This is a genomic window from Arthrobacter sp. D2-10 (genome assembly GCF_054161285.1).
Map to the genome: position 1 here is coordinate 541,815 of NZ_CP096431.1, position 22,953 is coordinate 564,767.

The following is a 22,953-nucleotide window of genomic DNA, read 5'->3' on the forward strand; positions in this document are numbered from 1 at the left end:
TCCTGGTGGCTTCTCAGCACTGAGTGTTCCTACCTGCCCCTATTGTCCACTGCAGAGGTCCCCAAAGACACCCGAACGGCCGGTACCCGACCGCCGCAGTGTCAACTAGGCTCAATCCAGGCTCAGGCGGGAGATAAATGATGACGAGAGTATTGAACCGGCGCCGCATCACGCGTTACAGGCTGGACGGCCCGGCGACCCAGAGGGAAGACCGGCTTGCAGGGGAGGAGCCGCTCGAGATCCGGCTCGGCGGAAGTGCCTTCAGCGTCACCATGCGCACCCCCGGTGATGACTTCGACCTCGTGGCAGGGTTCCTGGTTTCAGAAGGTGTGGTTGCCGAACCCGGGGAGATCCTCGCGCTCCGCTATTGTGCCGGCGTTGACGAAGATGGTCGGCAGACCTTCAATGTCGTCGAGGCGCAGCTCCGGCCGGATGTCGCCCTACCGGATACCGGCATGGAGCGGCATGTCTACACGTCCAGTTCGTGCGGAATCTGTGGGACCGCCTCGATCGATGCGGTGCGGAAATCTGCCCGCTTCGACGTGCACGATGACGACGGCGCGGTTGACCTCGCGGTTCTCGCCTCCCTGCCGGACCTGCTCCGGAACGAGCAGAAGCTCTTCGACCGTACGGGGGGCGTACACGCAGCCGGTTTATTCTCCCGCGACGGAGAACTGCTCTGCCTTCGGGAGGACGTAGGACGCCACAACGCTGTGGACAAGGTTGTCGGTTGGGCGCTGAGGGAAGGAAAGCTGCCCCTCCGCGGAACAATCCTGCAGGTCTCTGGGCGTGCTTCGTTCGAACTGGTGCAGAAAGCCCACCTCGCTGGAATACCGATGCTCGCAGCGGTGAGTGCGCCCTCGTCGTTGGCTGCCGACCTTGCGGAAGAATCAGGCATCACCCTCGTCGGTTTCAGCCGCGGGCAAACGTTGAACTGCTACACGCATCCGCGGCGCATCAGCGCGGAATAGCGGTACCCCGGGCGGAGTTGCACACCAGTATGGAACTCGGCATCTTCAGCTTCGGCGACATTCACCCCAACCCCGTGACAGGCGAACGGGTTTCGCCGGAACAGCGGATGGCCGACTTGCTGGAGCGGGCGCGACTTGCGGACGAGGTTGGCCTCTCCTACTTCGGTATCGGCGAGCACCACCGACCGGATTATGCCGTGTCGTCGGTGGTGCCCGTGTTGGCCGCCGCTGCGGCCCAGACGCGGAACATTCATGTTGGCTCGGCCGTGACAGTGCTCAGCACCGAGGACCCGGTGCGCGTGTTCCAGCAGTTCGCAACCCTGGATCTGCTGTCAGGCGGACGTGCAGAGCTCACAGCGGGGAGGGGATCCTTCATCGAGTCCTACCCCCTGTTCGGGGCAGCGCTGGAGGATTACGACGCTCTCTACGAGGAGAAGATCGATCTTCTCCTGCGCATCGATGCCGCAGATCGGATTACCTGGTCCGGGCAGTTCCGGCCTCCGCTGCAGGACGCCCTGATCCTGCCCCGGCCAAGCCGCGAACATCTGGACATCTGGATCGCTACCGGCGGTACGCCGTCATCGTCGGTCCGGGCCGCACGGCTGGGGAAGCCGGTGATCTACGCCCTCCTGGGCGGTGCAGTGAACAACTTCGCGCAGCACGCTGCGCTCTACCGCGAAGAGTTCGACGGCGCGTCCGGCGGGATTCCACGGGTGGGCGTGAGCGGCGTCGGGCTGGTCCTCCGGAACGGGGCGAAGGAGACCTTCAAGCCTTACTGGCTCGACAGCATGACGCGCATTTCCGCCGAGCGCGGTTTCCCGAAGCCCAGCGGAGTCACCTACAACATGCAGGCAGCCCGCACCGGTGCGCTCTATGTCGGCACACCCGAGGAAGTGGCGGAGAAGATCGTCCTGACACACGCAGCCATGGGACATGACCGGCATATCCTCCAGCTCGACTTCTCATCGGTTCCGCAGGAACAGGTTCTGGAGTCAATCGAACTCCTGGGTACCGAGGTCCTTCCTCTGGTCAGGGAAGCTCTCGGCGGGCAGCACCAGCACGATGGGGCTCCGCGGACGGAAACTGTCCGCAGCCGGACCTAAGCTTGAAGTCCACTACCGGGAGACGAACCATGAGCATGGAAGGCGCGGCCTGGAGTTCCCTTTACCGGATCTCCTCCGCCAAGAACGGCAGCAACAAATTCTCGAAGGAGACGCTCAAGCGGATCCTGTCCTTCGCCGTGCCGTACCGGTTCAAGCTGGTGCTCTTCATCGCGCTATCCGTGGTGTCGGCGTTTCTGGCGGTGGCCACGCCTGTCCTGGCTGGGCAGGTAGTGAACGCCATCATCGCCGAGGCCGCCGTCAGCACCATCGTGTGGCTCGCTATCGTCATTGCGATCGTCGCTGTCGCCGACACCGGCGTCGGACTACTGACCCGCTGGTATTCCGCCCGGATCGGTGAGGGAGTCATTCTCGATCTGCGCACTGCGGTTTTTGATCACGTCCAGAAGATGCCGATTGCATTCTTCACCCGAACCCGCACGGGGGCCCTGGTCAGCCGGCTCAACAATGACGTGATCGGCGCCCAACAGGCCTTCAGCGGCACGCTGTCCGGCGTCGTCAGCAACCTGGTCGCGTTGATTCTTACCCTGATCGTCATGTTGAGCACCTCGGTGCTGGTGACCGTACTGGCGATCATCATGCTGCCCATCTTCCTGTTGCCCGCGCGCAGGATGGGCAGCAGGCTGGCGGCTCTCCGCCGGGAGGCGGCCGACTACAACTCCACCATGAGCACACAGATGACGGAGCGGTTCTCGGCTCCCGGGGCCACGCTGGTGAAGCTGTTCGGGCGGCCGGACGAGGAGTCAGAGGAGTTCCGCGTCAGGGCGGCAAGAGTGCGGGACATCGGCGTGCGGACCGCGATGCTGCAGTTCGTGTTCTTCTCCGCCCTGATGCTCGTCTCCGCCCTTGCCCTGGCCCTGGTGTATGGGCTCGGTGGTTCCCTGGCCCTCGGCGGCGTGCTGGACACCGGCGAGGTGGTCACGCTGGCGCTGCTGCTCACCCGCCTGTACGCGCCGTTGACCTCCCTGGCCAACGCCCGCGTGGAAATCATGAGCGCGCTGGTAAGTTTCGAGCGAGTCTTCGAGGTCCTGGACCTTGATCCCCTCATCAAGGAAAAGCCCGACGCCGGAACTATCCCGGACGGACCGGTTGCGGTTGAATTTGACAGGGTTCGCTTCGGTTATCCGTCGGCAGAGCGCGTCTCGCTGGCCTCCCTAGAGGAGGTTGCGGTGCTGGATACCCGTGGCGGTGAGGAAGTGCTCCACGGCATCAGCTTCCGGATAGAGCCCGGGCAGACCGTAGCACTGGTGGGTACTTCGGGTGCGGGCAAATCCACCATCGCGCAACTCCTGGCCAGGCTTTACGACGTTGACGAGGGCGCGGTGCGAATCGGCGGAAAGGACGTCCGTGACGTTACCTTCGAGTCGCTGCGCCACACGCTTGGAATGGTGACTCAGGACGGACACCTCTTCCACGAGACGATCGCTTCCAACCTTCGTCTGGCGCGCCCCGACGCCACGGACGAGGAGCTCTGGCACGCAGTCCGCCGCGCGCGCCTGGAACCGTTGATCCGGTCTCTACCGGATCAACTGGACACGATGGTCGGCGAGCGCGGGTACCGGTTGTCCGGCGGGGAGCGGCAGCGCATGACCATCGCGAGGCTCCTCCTGGCCCAGCCGCGCGTCGTGATTCTGGATGAAGCCACCGCGGCATTGGATTCGACGTCGGAAGCGGCCGTGCAGGCAGCACTTACCGAGGCACTCGAAGGACGCACCGCTCTGGTCATCGCCCACCGGCTGTCGACCATTCGAAGCGCGGATCAGATCCTGGTCATCGAGGACGGACGCATCGCGGAGCAGGGCACTCACGATGAGCTGCTTGAAAAGTCAGGCCGCTACGCCGAGTTGCATCGCACGCAGTTCGCCGTGCAGAAGAGTGTTGCGCCGGATGAGCCTGCTGAAGCACTCACTGCTCCTAGCGCCTGACCAGCCCTTGTGGGGAACGGCGGTCAGCCTGCCGTGCAGGTCGTCGGAGCGTCTCCTTCGAGCCGTACGTCCCTCGGCTTCTCGGGAACGCGCAGGAGGGGCAGGGTCACGTTAACCATAGGACCGATGAGCAGCGCAAAAGCCACTGTGCCGACTCCAACGGTTCCGCCAAGGATCCAGCCGGTCACCAGCACCGTCACCTCGATGGAGGTACGAACAGCCCAGATGGGCCAGCCCCACTTCTGGTGGATCCCGGTCATCAGTCCGTCACGCGGACCGGGCCCCATGCGTGCGCCGATGTACAGGCCCGTCGCTACCGCAAGCAGCACCAAACCGCCGGAGAAGAGCAGGATCTGCAGCCACAGGACGGTCTGCTCCGGTATGAAGGCAAGGCCGATCTCAGCGCTGGCACCCACAAACACGGCGTTGATGACCGTTCCCACGCCCGGCTTCTGACGGATCGGTATCCAGAGCAGCAGTACAGCGAGCCCGATGAGAGCCGTCGTGATGCCGAACGGGATGCCGCTCTGTACCGAAACTCCCTGCCCCAGTACGTCCCAGGGAGAGACACCAATGCCGGCGCGAACCATCATCGCAATAGAGATGCCGTAGAAGAAGACACCCACAATCAGTTGCGCGATGCGGCGCACGAAGAGAAGGGACATGCAACAAGTGAACGGCCCGAGGGCGCGCTGAAGCAAACGGCTGCGCGGAGCTACTCCAGGCCGTAGTGCTCGCGGATCTCGTCCAGGCCTCGCATGTTGGCGCCCAGATCGTCGGGCGTGAGAGTGACGGACTGGTCCTGGGAAAGAACCTGATAGCTCAAAGTGGTGTACTCCCCGGGCTCTGTACTGTCAGCGAAGGCACGCAAGCTCTCGTCAAGTATCCGGTCGAGCTCGGCCTGATCATTGCTGTCGGCCGAGATCGTAATACGGGTACTGCTGCCCGTACCGTTCTCGTTCCAATCCACGATTACATCCTGCACGCCGTCGACCGTCGCGATGGCCTCCCGGTACTTCTCTTCGGGATTGGACGGGCCGCATCCGGACAGCATCAGACACAGCAGCACCGCCGCACCACTGCGGGTGAATCTCTTCACTAGCGCCTCTCGATCGGGATCACGAAGGACTCTACGCGCGGGGGATCGTTCGTCAGAAACCGTTCGGTAGACCGGTCCCGAGCGTACTGCGCTGCCGCACTCCCGGGATCGTTTTCAGCGTCCGATATGGAAGCTTCGTAGGCGTTGAAGTCGTGTCGGCCCGCGACGTCCCACCATCCGGTGTTCGGGGGATTTGGGAGTGTTATCTGGACACTGGATGATTGGCCCGCGGTAGTACCATCGATGCGTGCCCCACCCAGATCCAGCATCGGGACAACATCATCTTCGTGGTGAAAAGCAATGACACGGATTTCCGCGGGTATGGCCGTGCCGTCTATGGGAGAGCCATAGGCCATAACATTCGTGACGTTGAACTGTGCACTGAAAGCAGGGTCAGCGGCCAGGGCGGCTGCCGTCATCCCGCCCTGGGAGTGACCCGCCAACATGACCGGCGCACCGGGTTCTATGCCTGCCCGCTCCATGGCCAAGGCGACTGCGTCTGACGCCGTCGACATCTGTCCGGAAGCTGTGACCAGGTTGCCTGTCAGATCTGCCGCGGTGCCGGAAGTCGCCGGACTCCACTCCTGGGTGCCCGGTATGTTCACGATGTAGGACGGGCCGGACGGTCCGTCGATGCGCGTGATCCTGACCGATCCGTCGACGCTCGATTCCACCTGGCGATCCGAGTACGCCTGCCCGGTATTCATCGCTATCGCTCGCAGGTCGGAGGGCAGCACCCCTTCAGCATGCCCGGAAGCGGACAGGCCTGTGCCGCTCGTTGACACACCTACGGGGATCGCTTCCCCAGCCCACGCGCTGCCATCGTCGAGAAGGGGCAGGTCCCACTGGCCCAGCGTCAGGACGGTCAGTTTCGCTTCCGTCCATTCCCCGCGGATCAGCATGCCGGTGGCAGCGAGTTCCATCAGCGTCGGTGGGCTACCACCCACCCATTGATCGAGCAAAGACACCAGGTGCGCCGATTGCTCGCCGTAATCCATGAAGGACCGCTGGATGTTCCCGAAGCCCAACTCCGCGCGGTCCTGGAACCAGTCCACGGTATCGTCAGACGTCTCAGCAACCCAACCGGCTCCATCGGTAACCCAGTCCCAGCCGTCGGCCAGCCAGCCGCCGGCGGTATTCTCGGGTCGGGTATCAGCGCTGCCGGGCGCCGAGCCCTCCGCAGCCGCGGCCACGGAGCCGGCTGACGCCGCGTCACTGGTCTGATCCTGGGCATCGGCATTTTCAGCTGCAACAAGAGCGGCCTGGCGCAGTGAGTCCGCAATCCGGGTCAGCGTCGGACGATGCCGGGCCGACCAACCGGAGCGGAACGAGTCAGCATCCGAACCTTGCCATGGGATCGACGAGATTCTCCCGGATACCTGCACTCCAAGGAGTTCAAGATCTCCCGCAGCATTCTCCAGGAAGCGAGCCAGCTGCCGGACCTGGGACGGATCCATGCCGATCGTTCGGCTCATGCGCTCGCCGACACTCCAGCGGCGAACTCGTAAGCGCCGGCCAGGGCGTACGTGATCTCGCGAGCCACGTGACCGGGATGCTGCGGGGTGAGTATGACGGCGCCATGGGGCGTCCGCGTGGAGTAGAGCGTACCCTCGCTGACCGACCACCGGGCCGCCCACACCTGCCGTCTGCTCCCCGCGCGCGTAGTCATGGCCGCGCTGAGAATAGCTTCTTCCGGGATGTTGGCGGCTTCGGCCGGGCTCAGTGGTATCCGGGGGGCGTCATCTGAGGTGCCTCGGACCTGAACCGCGTCCGCCCGCAACTCGGCAAGAGGCGGGAGAACCGGCGCAATCGCTCCCCAGATCTGGGCAACGTCGAAGAGCGCAACCTCAAGTGCGGGCTCGTGCGCGAGTGCGCGAAGGCCGCCGTCGTTGCCTGGACCGATGGTGCTCCTACGCAGCACCGCCACACCCTGGGCGCCCGAGATGGAGAAATCGCTGTTGCAGGCGATGCCCAGATAGGCGGCGGACAACCGCAGAAGCGTGACCGGCCGAAGCACCGCTTGCAGTGCGTCGGCCCACACCCTGGAGAGGACCTTGCCTTCCGCTACGCCCAGGCCCTGCAGCTCTTTCCAGGCATCTTCGCGTGTTTCTGCGTCGAGGTTCTTGATCGACTTTTTCGCCTGTGAACCAGCCGACTGGTGGGTGGACCCATGAGCGGTAACCTGTACCGGATCGACGGCGTCGAGGGCGAGCGCCCAGGCGGTCGGTGAGACTCTGATTGCGCGCGAGGGCGCAGGTACTGCCGAGATTTTCCCCATGCTGACAAGCTAATGCAGTGCGAGGGACGGTGCCATGGGGAGGTGTACCCATGTGGATTGTGCCCCTGGCCGGAATCGAACCGACGGCCTTCCCTTTAGGAGAGGGACGCTCTATCCTACTGAGCTACAGAGGCGGGTACTGCACAGTGCCGAACGGTGCTGTGAGCGGTACCAGCTTACAGTCTTCTCAGGTGCGTGACCGCACCCGGTGGCGGAGCAGCACAGCGAGCAGGCCGGCTGCGCAGCTTGCTGCAAAAAGCACCCACCGAGTGACTGTCAGCGTGGACGCGAGGGCGACCGAACCGGCGTCGGGCGCAGCCAGGGCCGAATCGATTGCGACGTTCTCCCACAGATCAACCACGACAAAGAGGAGAACCGGGCTCCACAGTGCCCAGCGGAGCCATCGCCGTGAAACGTTGAGCTGAACCAGCAGAAGCCAGGCCAATCCGAAGAGTAGCGGGAAGAGCGTGCCGGCGGTTTTGTGAACGTAGCTCAACTGGCCCAGCGCTGCGGTGTCCATGGCGGACCTGAGCTGCTCGATGTACGGCACGTCGTAACCGCCGAGGAGCATGTCCGGCATACTCAGGCCGCCCGACAGCTGGGTCATCTGGGGCAACGTGAGCAAGTGGAAGTACCAGAACAGGAACAGTGCCGCCGCCACCGCAGGGATGAGGATGAGATTGCCGTTATGGCGGGGAGGGGCGGGACGGTCAGCGATGGGGGAGCCCGGTAGCCCGGCGGCTGCCCGGCCGTGCTTGCGAGCGATCTGTGCCTTGGTTTTGCCCATGGCTCCATGCTAGACGGTTACCTTGCAGCAACAGCTCCGGAAAATCTAGTGCGTTTTTGGTCTCGTTTTGATTACGATGACCGCGAGCCCCGGCCTGTGATTGCAATCACAACCCAAAGCGGTGTTTGTTTAACGGATGGTCATAAACCAAACACTCCCCATGTCTTCCGTCGCAGATCAGGTGGGATGGCTTGCAGCCATCGAGGACGCCATTGACGCCGTTTTCGAACCTGTCGCTACGTGGTTCTCCGCAGTCGTGTTCTTCCCGATCACCATTGGAGAAGTCAGTTTCCCCGTCGTGGTCGCGTGGCTCATCGCTGCGGCCGTCATCTTTACCATCTACTTCGGTTTCATCCAGTTTCGGGGATTGAAGGTCTCCTACGAGGTGATTCGTGGGCGCTACTCCGCCAAGGACGATCCCGGGGAAGTCCCCCACTTCCAGGCTCTCACTTCGGCCTTGTCGGGCACAGTCGGGCTTGGAAACATCGCCGGTGTCGGCGCAGCAATGGCGCTGGGCGGGCCCGGTGCAACCTTCTGGATGATCCTGGCGGGTCTCTTGGGTATGTGCACCAAGTTCGCAGAGTGCACCCTGGGTGTGAAGTACCGGGAGGTGCACGAGGACGGCACCGTCTCCGGCGGCCCCTTCAAATACCTTCCGGTGGCGTTCGCGAAATTCGGCAAGTGGCCGGCGAAAATCCTCACCGGAATCTTCGCGGTTGCCATCCTTATCTTCGGCATTGCGGGCGGCAACATGTTCCAGGCGAACCAGACGTTCGCCCAGGTGCAGGAAGTCACCGGCGGTACGGACGGATTCCTCGGAAGCCCGGGCGCCGCATTGATCTTCGGCATCATCCTGGCCGCACTGGTTGGCGCCGTCATCCTCGGTGGAATCAAGTCCATCGGTGCCACCACCAGCAAGCTGGTGCCGGCCATGGGCATCATCTACGTCACTGCATGCCTGTTTGTCATCATTGTGAATCTCGACCAGGTTCCAACTGCGTTCGGTCAAATCATCGAAGGCGCCTTCGCGCCGGCAGGAATGGCGGGCGGCGTTGTAGGTGTCATGATCGTTGGCTTCCAACGCGCAGCTTTCTCGAACGAAGCGGGCCTCGGTTCGGCGCCGATCGCGCATTCCGCGGTGAAGACCCGTCGGCCCGTCAGCGAGGGCTTCGTGGCGATGTTCGAGCCCCTGGTCGATACGGTGATCATCTGCACCATGACCGCCCTGACGATCGTCATTGCCGGCGCGCCAAGTCTGCAGGCAGGCATCGATCAGGTCCAGGCAGGCGAAGGAGCCCCCGACGGCGTCATCCTGACCTCGGATGCCTTCGCTACCGTGATCGACTGGTTCCCCATCGTCCTCGCCGTTGCTGTGGCGCTGTTCGCCTTCTCTACGCTGATCACCTGGTCCTACTACGGGCTCAAGGCCTGGGAGTACCTGTTCGGACGCGGCAAGATGTCGGAGGTCCTCTACAAGGTGATCTTCCTGTTCTTCACGGTGACAGGAACGGTCCTCACCTTCGGGCAGGTCCTGACGTTCGCGGACTCCGCACTCTTCATCTGCGCGTTCGTGAACCTGCTCGGTGTCTACATGCTCCTGCCGGTGATCAAGCGGGAAATGAAGGCTTACCTCGCCGACCGCAAAAGCGGCAAGCTCCTCGAACTGGGGACGGAGCCGGAGGATCGGGAAACCGCCAGAAAGTAGTTCCGACCCGTTCGCACACTGCCCGCCGGATCCTTCGATCCGGCGGGCAGTGCCGTGTCCGAGCCCCTTATCCGCTCCTGCCCGCTGCAGGCATAACCCCGCACGACGACGGCGGACCGGTTCTGTCCGTGCCAGCGCCTAGACTTAAAGGCACCATGGACTTGCTTTTCGATCCGCACCTCAGTACACCCTCCGCAGCCCGACGCGGCTCTGCGCCCTCGTCCTCATCGGATGTGGCCGAGCACCCCCGTCGTGGCGGCTTCGTCGATGAAGTGCGCGCACAGGAACTCCTTGCCGGGTTGAACCCGCAGCAGGAGGAAGCAGTCAGGCACAGCGGCTCTCCGCTGCTGATCGTGGCCGGAGCGGGCTCTGGCAAAACCCGCGTGCTCAGCCATCGCATCGCCTACCTCATGGCTACCGGCCGGTCGCACGCCGGCCAGATCCTGGCCATCACGTTCACCAACAAGGCTGCTGCAGAGATGCGGGAGCGCATTGAGGGGTTGGTGGGTGATGTCGCAAAGCGCATGTGGATCTCCACGTTTCACTCCTCCTGCGTGCGTATCCTTCGCCGTGAGGCAACGTCCATCGGCCTGAACTCCAACTTCTCGATCTACGACTCAGCGGACACCCTCCGCCTGATCACGCTCGTGGCCAAGGGCCTCGACCTCGATCCGAAGCGGTTTGCGCCCAAGGCTATCCAGCACAAGATCTCCGCGCTGAAGAATGAGCTCATCGACGAGGAAGAGTACGCCTCGACCGCCAACTTCTCCGACCCCTTTGAGCAGGCGGTCGCGGAAGTCTACAAGGGGTATGCGCAACGGCTCCGTCAGGCCAACGCAATGGACTTCGATGACCTGATCGCACAGACCGTCTTCATGTTCCGCGCCTTCCCCGGTGTCGCGGACTACTACCGGCGCCGGTTCCGCCACGTCCTCGTGGATGAGTACCAGGACACCAACCATGCGCAGTACGCCCTGGTGCGGGAGATCGTAGGTGTCGCAGGTGAGAACGTGGAGGAACCCGCCGAGCTGACCGTCGTGGGTGACTCCGACCAGTCCATCTACGCGTTCCGCGGCGCCGACGTGCGGAACATCGTGGAGTTCGAGGAGGACTACCCGAACGCGCACACCATTTTGCTGGAGCAGAACTACCGCTCCACCCAGAACATCCTCAACGCTGCCAACGCCGTGATTTCGCGCAACCCGAACCGGCCCGAGAAACGGCTGTGGACTGCCGAGGGCAACGGCGAGAAAATCATCGGCTACGTCGGCGAAAACGAGCACGAGGAAGCGCGCTTCATCGCTGACGAGATCGACCGCCTGCAGGATGAGGAAAACCTGCGGCCCGGGGACGTCGCAGTGTTCTACCGGACCAATGCCCAGTCCCGCTCGATCGAGGAAATCCTGATGCGGGTCGGGCTGCCGTACAAGGTGGTCGGCGGAACCCGCTTCTACGAGCGCAAGGAGATCAAGGACGCGCTCGCCTACCTGCGCGTCCTGGTCAACCAGGACGACGTCGTCAACCTCCGCCGTATCCTCAACGAACCCAAGCGCGGAATCGGTGACAGGGCGGAGTACGCTATCGCGGCGCTCGCCGAACGTGACCGCGTCAGCTTCATGGACGCGCTCCGGCGGGCCGATGAGGCGCCCGGTATGGCCACCCGGTCGGTGAACGCAGTGGCGTCGTTCGTAAAGCTCATTGACGACCTGGCAGAGGTCGCGGCCGGTTCAGGTGCTTCCGCTGCCCTGGAAGCTGTCCTTGAGCAGACGGGTTACCTCGCACAGTTGCGCACCAGTAGTGATCCGCAGGACGAGTCCCGGGTGGAAAACCTCGCGGAGCTCGTCGCGGTGGTGCGCGAGTATGAGATCGACAACCCGGAGGGAACTCTGGGGGACTTCCTCGAACAGGTCTCACTCGTCGCTGACGCTGACCAGATCCCGGACGCGCCCGCCGGTGCCGGCGAGGACGTGGAAAAGGCCGTCGAGGAAGCACGCAGGCAGGGCGTCGTCACCCTGATGACGCTGCACACAGCCAAGGGCCTCGAGTTTCCGGTGGTCTTTTTGACCGGCATGGAACAGGGCATCTTCCCGCATCAGCGGTCCGCCACCGACCCGAAGGAGCTCGCGGAAGAACGGCGTTTGGCCTACGTCGGTCTCACTCGAGCACGCAAGCGGCTGTACATCACGCGTTCGGAGGTGCGGAGCCTGTGGGGGCAGAGCCAGTACAACCCGGCGAGCCAGTTCGTGGGAGAAGTTCCTGAAGAGCTCATCCACTGGAAGCGCGAGGGCGCCGCGAAACCGGCATGGACCAGTGGACAGAGCATCAGTGGTCCGCGGTTCAGCGGCTCCTACTGGGGTGCGGGAGCAGCGGGCGGCAACGAGTCCGGGCGTGGACTTCCAGGCAAGGCGGCCGGCAGGGTGCAGCCCCAGAAAGAGGTGGTTGCTGTTTCGGCGGGAGACAAGGTCAACCACTCCACCTTCGGCAACGGCACTGTCCTGGCTGTCGAGGGCGGCGGCGACAAAATGGTGGCAAAGGTCCGCTTCGACGTTGGAGAGAAGCGGCTCCTGCTCCGTTACGCTCCATTGACCAAGGTCGGGTAACGGGGAATGCAGCCAGCCACTGGGGGAGTGCTGAAGCGCGCGCGGATGCGGGCCGTCGTCGTCGGTTGTGCGCTGTTCATCATGGCGGCGCTGGCCGGCTGTGTAGAAGTGCCGGTAGCCAGCCCGGCGCCAACCCCGGAATCGGAACTCGCACCGCGGGAGGAACTGGCGGCCATGCCGGAACTGCCCGTGTCTGAGCTGCAGAACTTCGGCGAGGACGTCGTCGCATTCCTGACCGAAGACCGCACCACCTACTGCGCGATCACCACCGAGCAGGGCGGTATCATCAACTCCCCGGTGGACCCGCGGCTGTCAGGCGGAGAGCGTGATGACACGGTGCTAGAAGTGCCGGCCGTGTACTGCGAACTCACGCGTTATCCCGAACCCGCAAAAGTCACGGACAACTGTCACGGCACCAACCTGGGGTTCAAGGGCGGCACGATCCTGCTTACAGCTGAGCGGGTCTCCTACGGCGGCTGCCGGGTGGGAATGACCCTGATGGAAGCTGAACTCGGTCCCGGCGCGGACGGCGGGGACAGCCAGCTTTCGCGGCTGCCGCTCCTTGAGGACGGTACAGCCGTCGAATTGAATGGCTTCCGGTGTGGAGGCACTGACCGCGGCCTCGTATGCGCCGAATCGGAGACCGGACTGGGCTTCGTGGCCTCGGTCGATGCGTTCGAAGCGCTCCCTGCACAGTAGGCCGTGACGGTAACCGACGAGGTTACTTTTCTACAACTCATAGAACTGTGTGCTTACTCACGAAACCGGTAGTCTGGGAAAGGCGTTCCGAGCCAAGGGGCTAGAGTTCCCTGTGTAAACCTACTTCGACGTAGAAGGACACTAGATAAGTGGACCTGTTTGAATATCAGGCGCGCGATCTATTCGAGGCTCACGGCGTCCCCGTGCTTGCCGGCATCGTGGCGCACACCCCGGAAGAAGCAAAAGCAGCAGCCGAGAAGATTGGCGGCGTTGTCGTCGTCAAGGCGCAGGTCAAGGTTGGCGGCCGCGGTAAGGCCGGCGGCGTCAAAGTAGCCAAGACGCCGGACGAAGCTTTCGAGCACGCGTCCGCAATCCTCGGCATGGATATCAAGGGCCACACAGTCCACAAGGTGATGATCGCCCAGGGCGCAGACATCGCTGAGGAGTACTACTTCTCCGTGCTGCTGGACCGGGCGAACCGCAACTACCTGGCCATGTGCTCCGTAGAGGGCGGCATGGAAATCGAGCAGCTCGCAGTTGAGCGTCCCGAAGCGCTGGCACGTATCGCCGTCGATCCCGCCGTCGGTATCGATCGCGCGAAGGCCGACGAGATCATCGAAGCCGCCGGATTCGCGCCGGAGCTCCGTGAGGGCGTAGCCAACACCATCCTGAAGCTGTGGGACGTCTTCACCAAGGAAGACGCCACCCTGGTCGAGGTGAACCCGCTGGTGAAGACCGGTGCCGGTGAAATCCTCGCGCTGGACGGCAAGGTCACCCTCGATGAGAACGCTGACTTCCGCCAGAAGGGCCACGCCGAGCTCGAGGACAAGGACTCCACGGATCCGCTGGAGGCCAAGGCCAAGGAAAACGACCTCAACTACGTCAAGCTTGACGGTCAGGTCGGCATCATCGGCAACGGCGCTGGGCTCGTCATGTCCACGCTCGACGTCGTTGCCTACGCAGGCGAGAAGCACGGCAACGTGAAGCCCGCGAACTTCCTCGACATCGGTGGTGGAGCCTCTGCCGAGGTCATGGCCGCAGGCCTGGACGTCATCCTCAACGACGAGCAGGTCAAGAGCGTCTTCGTGAACGTCTTCGGTGGCATCACCGCCTGTGACGCGGTAGCCAACGGCATCGTGAAGGCGCTGGAGATCCTTGGCGACAAGGAAAACAAGCCCCTCGTGGTGCGCCTGGACGGCAACAACGTCGAAGAGGGCCGCCGCATCCTCGCCGAGGCCAACCACCCGATGGTCACCCTCGCCGACACCATGGACGAAGGCGCCGACAAGGCTGCCGAGCTGGCTTACGCCGCTCGCTGACCGGTCGCGACTCCAGGACTAAGGAACACATATGTCTATCTTCTTGAACAAAGACTCCAAGGTGATCGTCCAGGGCATCACCGGCGGCGAGGGAACCAAGCACACTGCGTTGATGCTCAAGGCCGGAACCCAGGTCGTCGGCGGCGTGAACGCACGCAAGGCCGGTACCACTGTCACCCACGGTGACGTGACCCTGCCTGTTTTCGGCACGGTGAAGGAAGCCATCGCCGAAACCGGTGCTGACGTTTCCATCGTTTTCGTCCCGCCGGCGTTCACCAAAGACGCCGTCGTTGAAGCCATCGACGCCGGAATCGGCCTCGTCGTCATCATCACCGAGGGCGTGCCCGTGCAGGACTCCGCAGAGTTCTGGGCGCTGGCAAAATCCCGCGTGGATGAGAACGGCAAGCAGATCACCCGCCTCATCGGGCCGAACTGCCCCGGCATCATCACCCCCGAGGAATCGCTGGTCGGCATTACCCCGGCCAACATCACGGGCAAGGGAGGTGTAGGCCTCGTCTCGAAGTCCGGCACGCTGACCTACCAGATGATGTACGAGCTGCGGGATCTCGGCTTCTCCACCGCCATCGGCATCGGCGGCGACCCGGTCATCGGCACCACCCACATCGACGCGCTCGAGGCGTTTGAAGCCGACCCCGAGACCAAGGCGATCGTCATGATCGGCGAGATCGGCGGCGACGCTGAGGAGCGCGCGGCCGAGTTCATCAAGGCCAACGTGACCAAGCCGGTTGTCGGCTACGTTGCAGGCTTCACCGCGCCCGAGGGCAAGACCATGGGCCACGCAGGCGCCATCGTGTCCGGTTCCGCCGGCACCGCACAGGCGAAGAAGGAGGCCCTCGAGGCCGCCGGCGTCAAGGTGGGGAAGACCCCGTCCGAGACAGCCCGCCTGCTGCGTGAAGTTTACGCAGCGCTCTAGGGTTCACCCCTAGCAAACCAGTACGACGGCGGCCGTTACCTTTTTAGCGAAAGGTAACGGCCGCCGTCGTTGTTGGGTTTGTTGCCGCTGCCGGTCATGAACCGGTGGTGCGGATTTCCGCTCCGGGACCGGGAAACACCAGGCCCTCCGAGCCGTTGGACCAGCGGACCAGGTACGGCGGTGCGCCGCCCTCGCCGCGGGTCTCCAGCACTTCACCCTCGCGTTCCGCGTCATCCACGTGAGCTCCGTGAACAAGGATGCGGTCGCCGACTGATGCTTTCATACGCCACCCTCCTCCAAGCGTGCCGACACCCTTAGTATCCGCCTCACCCGGTGGTGCTGTCTGCCCCTGGTACAAGGGAGTCCGGCCCCAGGGGCAGGGGAGATTCTTCCAAGAGTGGGATGACTGGCGCGGATGGTTTTCAACGATTTTCGCAACCGGAGCGGTGGAAACCGCTATGCATCGATCACCATATCGGTCCGCGCGGTGGAGCAACAGGGCAGGAACTTGCCTGCATCGATTTCCCGCGCCCGGATCCCGCCCTGGTGGTTCATCTCTATCTCTCCGGAGAGCTTGACGACCTTGCAGGAGCCGCACATGCCTTCCTTGCAGTTCGCACCGATCCTTACCCCCGCCCGCTGGGCCACCTCAAGGATGTGTTGGTCGGGGTCAACGCGTACATTGACGCCGGTGCGAATGAACGACAGAGTGAGGCTTCCCGCTCCGACCGTGTCGAAGCTCGAGGTGTCGGGGGACCCGGGTTCCGGCGCCACGTCGGAAGCGCCGGTTGTGGCTTCCGGGCCGGCTGCATCCGGGCCAATGGTTTCCAGCGGCAGCCCCGTGGCCTCCAGGGGTCCATCAGCGTCATAGCCGGGCTCGTAGAGTCCGAAGGCGGCGGGCTGGCTCTCATAGTAGTCCTCGGCGGAATCGGCGATCTCCTCGGCGATTTCCTCCGCAATGTCGACTGCGAACGCGAGCTCCGCCTGGTACTCAAGAATCGTCTGGCGGTCCCCGGAGAAGAATTCCATGTGAATGGAGGTGTCATCCACGCCCACCTTCTTGAGGAGTTCGGTGGCGGTGTTCAGGTAACCTTCGGGGCCGCAGGCATAAACCTGGCGACCGTTGGCGTCGGGAGCAACCTCCTCAAGCATGGCCGCCGTCAGCCTTCCGGTGAGCCCTTCCCACCCCTCGGGCATGCTGCGGTCGCCCAGGGAGTAGAAAACCTTGATCCGCGAGTCGACGGAGGCGATGTAGGCCAACTCCAGGTGGAAGGCAAAGCCTCCGGCCGCGGCTCCGTGGTAGAGCACCACAACATCGGCCTGCCCGGGCAGCGAGTGGATGGTCCGCACCATCGACATGATGGGGGTGATGCCTGCACCGGCGGCCAGCAGGAGAAACCGTGCCCGGCGGTCGGCGTCGGGCAGGTGGAATGCCCCGACCGGTCCAAGCATCTCAAGGACCATGCCGGGCTTGACGTTCTCGTGCACCCACGGTGAGACCTGTCCAGCGGGATCACGTTTGACCGTGATGTCGAACGTCCACGGCCGCGTGGGCGAGCTGGACAGGGAGTAGCTGCGGTCCACCGGATCCTGGTCCTCGCCGTTCACGGGAAAGGCAACGTTCACGTACTGTCCCGCACGGAACGCCAGCGGGGCACCATCGCAGCGGCGGAACACGAAGGTCCTCATGCCACCCACCTCGGGAACGATCTCGACACACTCCGCCATGAACTCCTGCGGATGCCAGGGGCCCAACGCGTGGGCGGCACGGGCAGGTCCCTCGGTGCTGCCCAGCACCCTGTTCCACGGCATCTCAAGACCGCGAATGCGCTGTGGCTCCTGGATTGCCGCCTGCGTGAGGATTTCAATCATGCCAAGTGCTCCTGCACCCGCTGCACGTACCAGTTAATGAACGCCTCCACCTGGTATTCGCTCTTCATGTACGGGCCGGGCTCATAGGCGGGGCTGCCGGCGCCCCTCTGGCACAGCTCCACGAACGCCTTGTCCTGGAGGTTCGTCTGCTTCCAGGTGTATGTGAGTTTCTCGAGATCGTAGTCGACGCCTTCCTCGGCGTCGTCGGCCACCAGCCAGGTGGTGCGCACCAGTGTCTGGTGTTCGTTGACGGGGAAGACGCCGAACGTAATGACGTGGTCGCCCTGGAAATGGAACCAGCTGTTGGGCTGCAGGTGCATCGAGCACCGGCCAAGGCGGAAGTCCCGCAAGTCACCGAGCAACTTTTTGGAGAGCCTGCGCCCATCAGGGGAGAACGATTCGCCTTCACCGTCGAGCGATTCCCGTGAGATGCGGATTCCCGCTACGCGCGTGTCAAGTTCCTCGACGACCTCGTAGGGGAGGCCATAGCGGCGGCAACGCTCTTCGAGCGAGGACTGCGCTTCCTTGTTGCGGTCCCACACTTCCTCGAGATGGGCCGGGATGAGGCCTTCTGTCAGGCCCCAGGTGGGGAAGAGGGAGCAGGCTAGCTCCGGGTGGCCGTCGCAGTGGTAGCACTCACGGTTGTTCTCCATGACGAGCTTCCAGTTGCCCTCTTCGATGATGTTCTGCTGATAGGCGATTTTCGTCTTCGACAGATCGTGGGGCGCGAGGTAAGGCTCGAAGATCTTGGACGTCTCGTCAAAATCTGCCGGCGGTTCGTCCGCAATGCAGACAAAGATCAATCCGGCTACCATGCGGCTGTGGGCACGCTTGAGACCGAAACAGCCCTTGTCGAACTTCGTCTCCCCGGGTGCCGAGGCGTGAATCAGATTGCCGTCGGGCGAGTAGGTCCAGGAATGGTAGCCGCACACCAGGTTGCCTGTGGTCCCCGCGGGCTCGGTCAGGACGCGGGCGCCGCGGTGGCGGCACACGTTGTGCAGGACGTTCACCCCGCCGTCGTCATTGTGCAGAACGATCAGGGAATACGGGCCGTAGTCGACGGTGACGTAGTCGCCCGGTTCCGGCAGTTCAGCGATGCTGGCGGCAAAAATCCAGTGCTGGCCAAAGATGGCCTGCATGTCGATGCTGAAAATCGTGGGATCGGTGTAGAAGGGGGCATCGAGTGAGTACCCCTGGCGCCTGAAGGCGAACAACTCGGAGATTTCCGCCAACTGCTCGGCAGGCAGTGATGAGGCAAGTTTTCCGCGTGAATTCAGGGGCACGTTCACTGGAGCAGACATGTATTTCCTCCCGGGAGGGGCGGGCAAGTGGGGGATTCGTGGAAACCATGGGCCGTTTAGCACAACCGGGGCGTTTGCAGAATCGTTATAGGTATGAGATTAGACACGATCCCCCTGCGATAAAAGCGCAGACTTTGGCAGGTAACGGTGCACAATTAGTGCATGATTGATTCGCGACTCATCACCCTTCGGGTGTTCGCCCGATGCGGCACCGTTGGCGCGACCGCAGAGCTCACTGGTTACTCTCCCTCCGCCGTCTCCGCCCAATTGAGAGAGCTCCAGCGCGCTCTTGGAATGCAGCTACTGACGAAGGACGGACGGGGTGTGCGGCTGACCGCCACTGGCCGTCATCTCGTGGCCGGCTCCGACAGTCTCGTTGCGGCATGGGAGAGCCTGCGCGCCGCGGCCCTGGAAGCCGGTGACCAGGTCCAATCCCACCTGGGTCTCGGCGGATTCTCCACGGCGGCCGCGCGGTTACTCGCACCGCTGGCCGCTACGCTGCGCTCAACACGCCCCTTATTGGAGGTGCAGGTGCTTGAGGCCAATCCGTCCCGCTGCTTCGACCTGTTGGTTGCGGAGCGAATCGACCTCGCGGTTATCGTCGCAATGCAGTCCGACACCCATGTGGAGGACGATCCGCGCTTCGAGCAGACCGCACTGCTTGACGATCCCCTGGATGTGATCGTGCCCTCTGACCATCGGTTAGCGTCGCGGGAAATGGTGACGCTCGAAGAGCTGGCGTCGGAACCCTGGATCACGGAGGCTGCCGGTTCCACCTACCATTCCCTCTTCACCGCGGCGTTCACGGCAGTTGGTGTGACGCCGCGCATCGCCCACGAGGCGGTTGAATGGGAAACGCAGATTGCCTTCGTTGGTGCCGGGCTCGGCGTGGGGCTCCTGCCGCGGCTGGCACCCCTGCACAGTGCCGAAAACGTCGTTCGATTGCGTATTACCGGAAAGGGCAGCCCCGCCCGCCGCATTGTCGCTGCAGTGCGCAAGGGCAGCATCACCTCGCCCCTGATTCAGGAGTCGCTCGGCATCCTCCAGGTCAACGCCAATCGGATCGTCACCGCCCGGCCCGAGGACGATCTCTGAGGCTTGATGCACACAAGCCCGCGTGGCTAGGACAAGCGCAGCAATCTTCTTCGTAGGTGTTTTTTCCGTACAGACATGCCTCGGCGGCACGGGCCGGAGAGCCGCGTGCCGCCGAAGTGAGCTGCTACCACGGCTCGCTATTCGCGGTCATTAACCGCCTGGCTACGGATGCGGGGCTCGACTGTCGGAATGCTCCCTGTCGGATTCGCTCCCAGGCAGTCTGGATCCGGGCACTTCTCGGCGCAGTCGTGCTTTGTCACGAGGTCGAACTGCACGCCACCGTGTTGTTCCACGCCGGTACGTATGGCCCGCTCTACTACGGATGTGGCCAGACGACGCCGCAAGGACAGGGGATCGCGACGCAGGTCCTTGGTGAGGGCGAAGCAGAGCAACATCATGACAATGACGAACGGTAGGGCTGCCACGATGGTGATTCGTTGCAGGCCACTCAAGGCTTCCGAAGGTTCATCGCCGCCGGCCAGCAACATGACCGCCGCCACTGCGCCGGTGAGGCAGCCCCAGAAGATGACCACTCCGCGGCGGGGTTGCTCGGCGCCGTTGGAGCTGAGCGATCCCATCACGATTGAGGCAGCGTCGGCGCCCGTGATGAAGAAGATAGCGACCAGGACCATGGCCAGCACAATAACGGCAGTGGTAGCCCAGTCAGGCATGCTCAGGTTCTTGACCAGGTCGAAGAGTGCTCCGTCGAAATTGACGGTCGGTGCCGCGTCGACCATGGTGACTAGGCCGGGGGCATTCGCCTCGTCGGCTTCCTGCTGGACGTGGAAGGCGGCGCCGCCGAAGGTGGCAAACCAGATGACGCTGACGACGCTGGGAACCAAGAGCACACCGGTAACAAATTGGCGAATGGTGCGGCCGCGGCTGATGCGGGCGATGAAAAGTCCTACGAACGGCGTCCAGGAGATCCACCAGGCCCAGTAAAAGATTGTCCAGCTGGTCATCCAGGTACGCAGGGACTCGTCACCGACCGCTTCAGTCCGGGAAGACATCTCGGCCAGGTCGCGGGCGTAGTCGCCGACCGCTGATGGGATGAGGTTGAGGATGAAAAGGGTCGGTCCGGCGATGAAGACGATCAGTGCGAGGACGACGGCGAGGACCATATTGATGTTCGAAAGCCACTGGATGCCGCGACTGATGCCAGAGACGGCCGAAGCCACGAAGCACAAGGTAAGGATGGTGACAATCACCACGAGCACGGGGGTGCCAATCTCGCCCAGCCAACCGTTGGATGTCATGCCGCTGCCAATCTGCAGAGCGCCCAGACCCAACGATGCAGCGGTGCCGAACAAGGTGGCGAAAATAGCCAGGATGTTGATGAATTTCCCGATTGGACCTTCGACCGTCCTGATGCCGAAGATCGACGTGAAGGCGACGGAGATGAGTTGCCTGCGACCCAAACGGTACGTGCCGTAGGCCATAGCGATGCCGACAACTGCATACATGGCCCAGGGGTGGAGCGTCCAGTGGAAGATCGAGGTGGCCATAGCGGTCTGGACGGCCTCGGGGGTCCGTCCGTCCACGGTGCCGGGCGGCGGAGAGATGTAATGGTAAAGCGGTTCGGCTACTCCGTAAAACATCAGCCCGATGCCCATGCCGGCGGCAAACATCATCGCGACCCATGAGACCGTACGGAATTCGGGTTTTTCACCATCTTTGCCGAGCGGGATATTGCCGAACTTGCCCAGGGCCAACCACAGGACGAAGATTACGAAGAGCGATGCCAGGAGCATGAACAGCCATCCTGTGTACTCCATGACCCAGTTGAGGGCCCCTGTGGATGTATCGGCCAGACTGTCGCGTCCCGCAAAGCCCCAGATAACGAAGGCAATGGCAATGACGCCTGTGATCCCGAACGTGATCTTGTCGAGAATGAGCTTATGGTTCCGACGATCCGCAACGGCTCGCTCGGTCTTGGCGTGACGTAGCTCTTCGAGAATTTCCTGGTACTCGTCGTCCGTCGAAGGCGCAGTGCCTCCTTCCTCCGGGTCAAGGGCGACGGGATTACTGTCTGCTTCGTCGGAGACAGTTATGACTGTTTTGTTCGCCTCCCCACTGTCAGGTCCTTCGTTGCGCGGAGGCCCTGCTGCTACCCCGTTGTTAGCAGGCATGTCCTCGGGCGTATGGGGTTTCAGGTCACTATCAAAAGCCATGAGCGGGTCCTTTGCTCGGTGAGGCATGGGCCTGCGGTGAAAGCAGACCCTCGGGAGACGGACCGGGCGGTAGGTTGGTGGCCTCGTCCGATTCTGTGATCATCGTGCTGCCGTCGACGTCTCGTGCCGGAACACGAAACGGTTTGATATCTTATAGATATATCAGCAAATGATATGGCAGGACTGGGGCCATGTCCAGACTTTTCCTTAATGGCAGCCATGTGTCCGAGCGTTTCGTCCGGCCGCGGACAGTGGAGTCCCCGCGGCGCCTGAAGTGATCGCCACGCGCCGTCCAGATATATCAGTCATGGGCATACCATGTACGCAAAGGGCCTTGCGTCAAGGTTCACCGTAGTGCGGGAGGAGACTTCGAGGATGGCAAACGTTGGCGAATTAGCAGTGGGGGGAGAAGATTCCTACGTGCAGACGAGGCATGACAATGAATCGTTCGCCGACTACGCCTACCGGATTCTCTGCGACGAATTGATCGTGCTCGACATCAAACCGGGAGAACCTCTCAACGATGAGGTCATCTCAAGGCGCCTGGGTGTAGGGCGGACGCCGATCCGCGAGGCGATGAAACGGCTTGAGAGCGACCACCTTGTGGTCGCTTATCCGCGCCGGGGCACATTTGCAGCGGGCGTGGATATCACTGATCTCGCCGAGATATCCGAAATCCGCCAGCTGCTGGAGCCTGCAGCAGCATCGCGGGCGGCGCGGATGGCGTCGCCGCAGCTCAGGCAGGAATTGAAGGAATTCGCGCAGGAGGTGGCGCGCCGTCTGCCGGAAATGCAGTCCCAGAAGGAGTTGATGCGGCTGGATATGCGGGTGCACCGGATGATCTACAGGGCCACGGGAAGCCGCCACCTCGAGGACGTCCTCATCCGGTACGACAACCTTGCGACGAGAATCTGGAGCCTGGTGTTGGAGAAGCTTCCGCCGGTGTCCGAGCATATCGCTCAACACATCAAACTGCTCGAATGTATCGCCGAAGGGGATTCCGAATCCGCAGTCCGACTGACAACCCAGCACGTCAGCGATTTCGAGGAGCTGATCAGGGCTGTCCTGTAACGCCC

19 protein-coding genes and 1 tRNA gene are annotated in these 22,953 nt (G+C 62.9%); 10 read left to right on the plus strand and 10 right to left on the minus strand.

Translation table 11 applies throughout. The features are described 5' to 3' along the window. The first annotated feature begins 140 nt into the window (after positions 1 to 140). The 3 genes from fdhD to M1D74_RS02655 are packed head-to-tail and all read left to right on the plus strand — an operon-like array spanning position 141 to position 4,017. Positions 141 to 971 (plus strand): formate dehydrogenase accessory sulfurtransferase FdhD, encoded by an 831-nt coding sequence (gene fdhD / locus M1D74_RS02645; RefSeq protein ID WP_309070203.1) that lies wholly within the window; start codon positions 141 to 143, stop codon positions 969 to 971. A 29-nt stretch (positions 972 to 1,000) separates the two neighbouring features. Further along, positions 1,001 to 2,074: an LLM class flavin-dependent oxidoreductase gene (locus tag M1D74_RS02650; protein ID WP_458116373.1), complete on the plus strand. Its 1,074-nt coding sequence runs from the start codon at positions 1,001 to 1,003 to the stop codon at positions 2,072 to 2,074. Positions 2,075 to 2,103: 29 nt separating this feature from the next. Further along, positions 2,104 to 4,017 (plus strand): ABC transporter ATP-binding protein, encoded by a 1,914-nt coding sequence (locus M1D74_RS02655; RefSeq protein WP_309070171.1) that lies wholly within the window; start codon positions 2,104 to 2,106, stop codon positions 4,015 to 4,017. A 23-nt stretch (positions 4,018 to 4,040) separates the two neighbouring features. Here the strand turns inward: M1D74_RS02655 and yczE are convergent, their stop codons facing one another. The 6 genes from yczE to M1D74_RS02685 all read right to left on the minus strand — a co-directional run bounded on the left by yczE (position 4,041) and on the right by M1D74_RS02685 (position 8,181). After that, on the minus strand, positions 4,041 to 4,682 hold the full coding sequence (yczE, locus tag M1D74_RS02660; protein ID WP_309070172.1) for a membrane protein YczE: 642 nt from the start codon (positions 4,680 to 4,682) through the stop codon (positions 4,041 to 4,043). A gap of 50 nt (positions 4,683 to 4,732) precedes the next feature. After that, on the minus strand, positions 4,733 to 5,116 hold the full coding sequence (locus M1D74_RS02665; RefSeq protein ID WP_458116374.1) for a hypothetical protein: 384 nt from the start codon (positions 5,114 to 5,116) through the stop codon (positions 4,733 to 4,735). Beyond that, positions 5,116 to 6,591 (minus strand): WXG100 family type VII secretion target, encoded by a 1,476-nt coding sequence (locus M1D74_RS02670; RefSeq protein WP_458116375.1) that lies wholly within the window; start codon positions 6,589 to 6,591, stop codon positions 5,116 to 5,118. The genes M1D74_RS02665 and M1D74_RS02670 overlap by 1 nt, the downstream gene beginning before the upstream one ends. Next, positions 6,588 to 7,394 carry a hypothetical protein gene (locus M1D74_RS02675; protein WP_309070175.1) on the minus strand — a complete coding sequence of 269 codons (807 nt, stop codon included), beginning with the start codon at positions 7,392 to 7,394 and terminating at the stop codon, positions 6,588 to 6,590. Before M1D74_RS02675 ends, M1D74_RS02670 begins: the two co-directional genes overlap by 4 nt. A 60-nt stretch (positions 7,395 to 7,454) precedes the next feature. Further along, positions 7,455 to 7,528: transfer RNA gene (locus M1D74_RS02680), tRNA-Arg, on the minus strand. Between the two features lie 53 nt (positions 7,529 to 7,581). Then, positions 7,582 to 8,181: a hypothetical protein gene (locus M1D74_RS02685; RefSeq protein ID WP_458116376.1), complete on the minus strand. Its 600-nt coding sequence runs from the start codon at positions 8,179 to 8,181 to the stop codon at positions 7,582 to 7,584. A 160-nt stretch (positions 8,182 to 8,341) separates the two neighbouring features. On the opposite strand from M1D74_RS02685, the gene M1D74_RS02690 reads away from it, so the two are divergent. The 5 genes from M1D74_RS02690 to sucD all read left to right on the plus strand — a co-directional run bounded on the left by M1D74_RS02690 (position 8,342) and on the right by sucD (position 15,438). Further along, positions 8,342 to 9,886, plus strand: coding sequence for an alanine/glycine:cation symporter family protein (locus M1D74_RS02690; protein ID WP_309070177.1), 1,545 nt, complete (start codon positions 8,342 to 8,344; stop codon positions 9,884 to 9,886). A gap of 155 nt (positions 9,887 to 10,041) precedes the next feature. Next, positions 10,042 to 12,486 (plus strand): DNA helicase PcrA, encoded by a 2,445-nt coding sequence (gene pcrA / locus M1D74_RS02695; RefSeq protein ID WP_309070178.1) that lies wholly within the window; start codon positions 10,042 to 10,044, stop codon positions 12,484 to 12,486. 6 nt (positions 12,487 to 12,492) lie between these two features. Next, entirely contained in the window at positions 12,493 to 13,185 is a 693-nt protein-coding gene (locus M1D74_RS02700) for a hypothetical protein (RefSeq protein ID WP_309070179.1), read from the plus strand. Between the two features lie 149 nt (positions 13,186 to 13,334). Further along, on the plus strand, positions 13,335 to 14,504 hold the full coding sequence (gene sucC, locus M1D74_RS02705; RefSeq protein WP_309070180.1) for an ADP-forming succinate--CoA ligase subunit beta: 1,170 nt from the start codon (positions 13,335 to 13,337) through the stop codon (positions 14,502 to 14,504). Between the two features lie 31 nt (positions 14,505 to 14,535). Then, positions 14,536 to 15,438: a succinate--CoA ligase subunit alpha gene (gene sucD, locus M1D74_RS02710; protein WP_309070181.1), complete on the plus strand. Its 903-nt coding sequence runs from the start codon at positions 14,536 to 14,538 to the stop codon at positions 15,436 to 15,438. Positions 15,439 to 15,532: 94 nt separating this feature from the next. Here sucD and M1D74_RS02715 read toward each other — a convergent pair whose 3' ends face one another. From M1D74_RS02715 to M1D74_RS02725, 3 genes are all read right to left on the minus strand, one after another. After that, entirely contained in the window at positions 15,533 to 15,721 is a 189-nt protein-coding gene (locus tag M1D74_RS02715) for a DUF1918 domain-containing protein (protein WP_026544655.1), read from the minus strand. 173 nt (positions 15,722 to 15,894) lie between these two features. Continuing rightward, on the minus strand, positions 15,895 to 17,310 hold the full coding sequence (locus tag M1D74_RS02720) for a ferredoxin reductase (RefSeq protein WP_458116377.1): 1,416 nt from the start codon (positions 17,308 to 17,310) through the stop codon (positions 15,895 to 15,897). Further along, on the minus strand, positions 17,307 to 18,611 hold the full coding sequence (locus tag M1D74_RS02725) for an aromatic ring-hydroxylating oxygenase subunit alpha (RefSeq protein ID WP_309070184.1): 1,305 nt from the start codon (positions 18,609 to 18,611) through the stop codon (positions 17,307 to 17,309). Before M1D74_RS02725 ends, M1D74_RS02720 begins: the two co-directional genes overlap by 4 nt. Before the next feature lie 162 nt (positions 18,612 to 18,773). Between M1D74_RS02725 and M1D74_RS02730 the strand changes: the two genes are divergently transcribed. Beyond that, the gene (locus M1D74_RS02730) at positions 18,774 to 19,706 is read left to right on the plus strand and encodes a LysR family transcriptional regulator (protein ID WP_458116378.1); all 933 of its coding nucleotides are present in this window, start codon (positions 18,774 to 18,776) and stop codon (positions 19,704 to 19,706) included. Between the two features lie 137 nt (positions 19,707 to 19,843). On the opposite strand, the gene M1D74_RS02735 is transcribed toward M1D74_RS02730, so the two are convergent. Further along, a complete protein-coding gene (locus M1D74_RS02735; RefSeq protein WP_458116379.1) occupies positions 19,844 to 21,877 on the minus strand; it encodes a BCCT family transporter in 2,034 nt (677 codons plus the stop codon). 375 nt (positions 21,878 to 22,252) lie between these two features. Between M1D74_RS02735 and M1D74_RS02740 the strand changes: the two genes are divergently transcribed. After that, complete coding sequence (locus tag M1D74_RS02740) at positions 22,253 to 22,948, plus strand: GntR family transcriptional regulator (protein WP_309070187.1); 696 nt, start codon at positions 22,253 to 22,255, stop codon at positions 22,946 to 22,948. Positions 22,949 to 22,953: the final 5 nt, after the last annotated feature.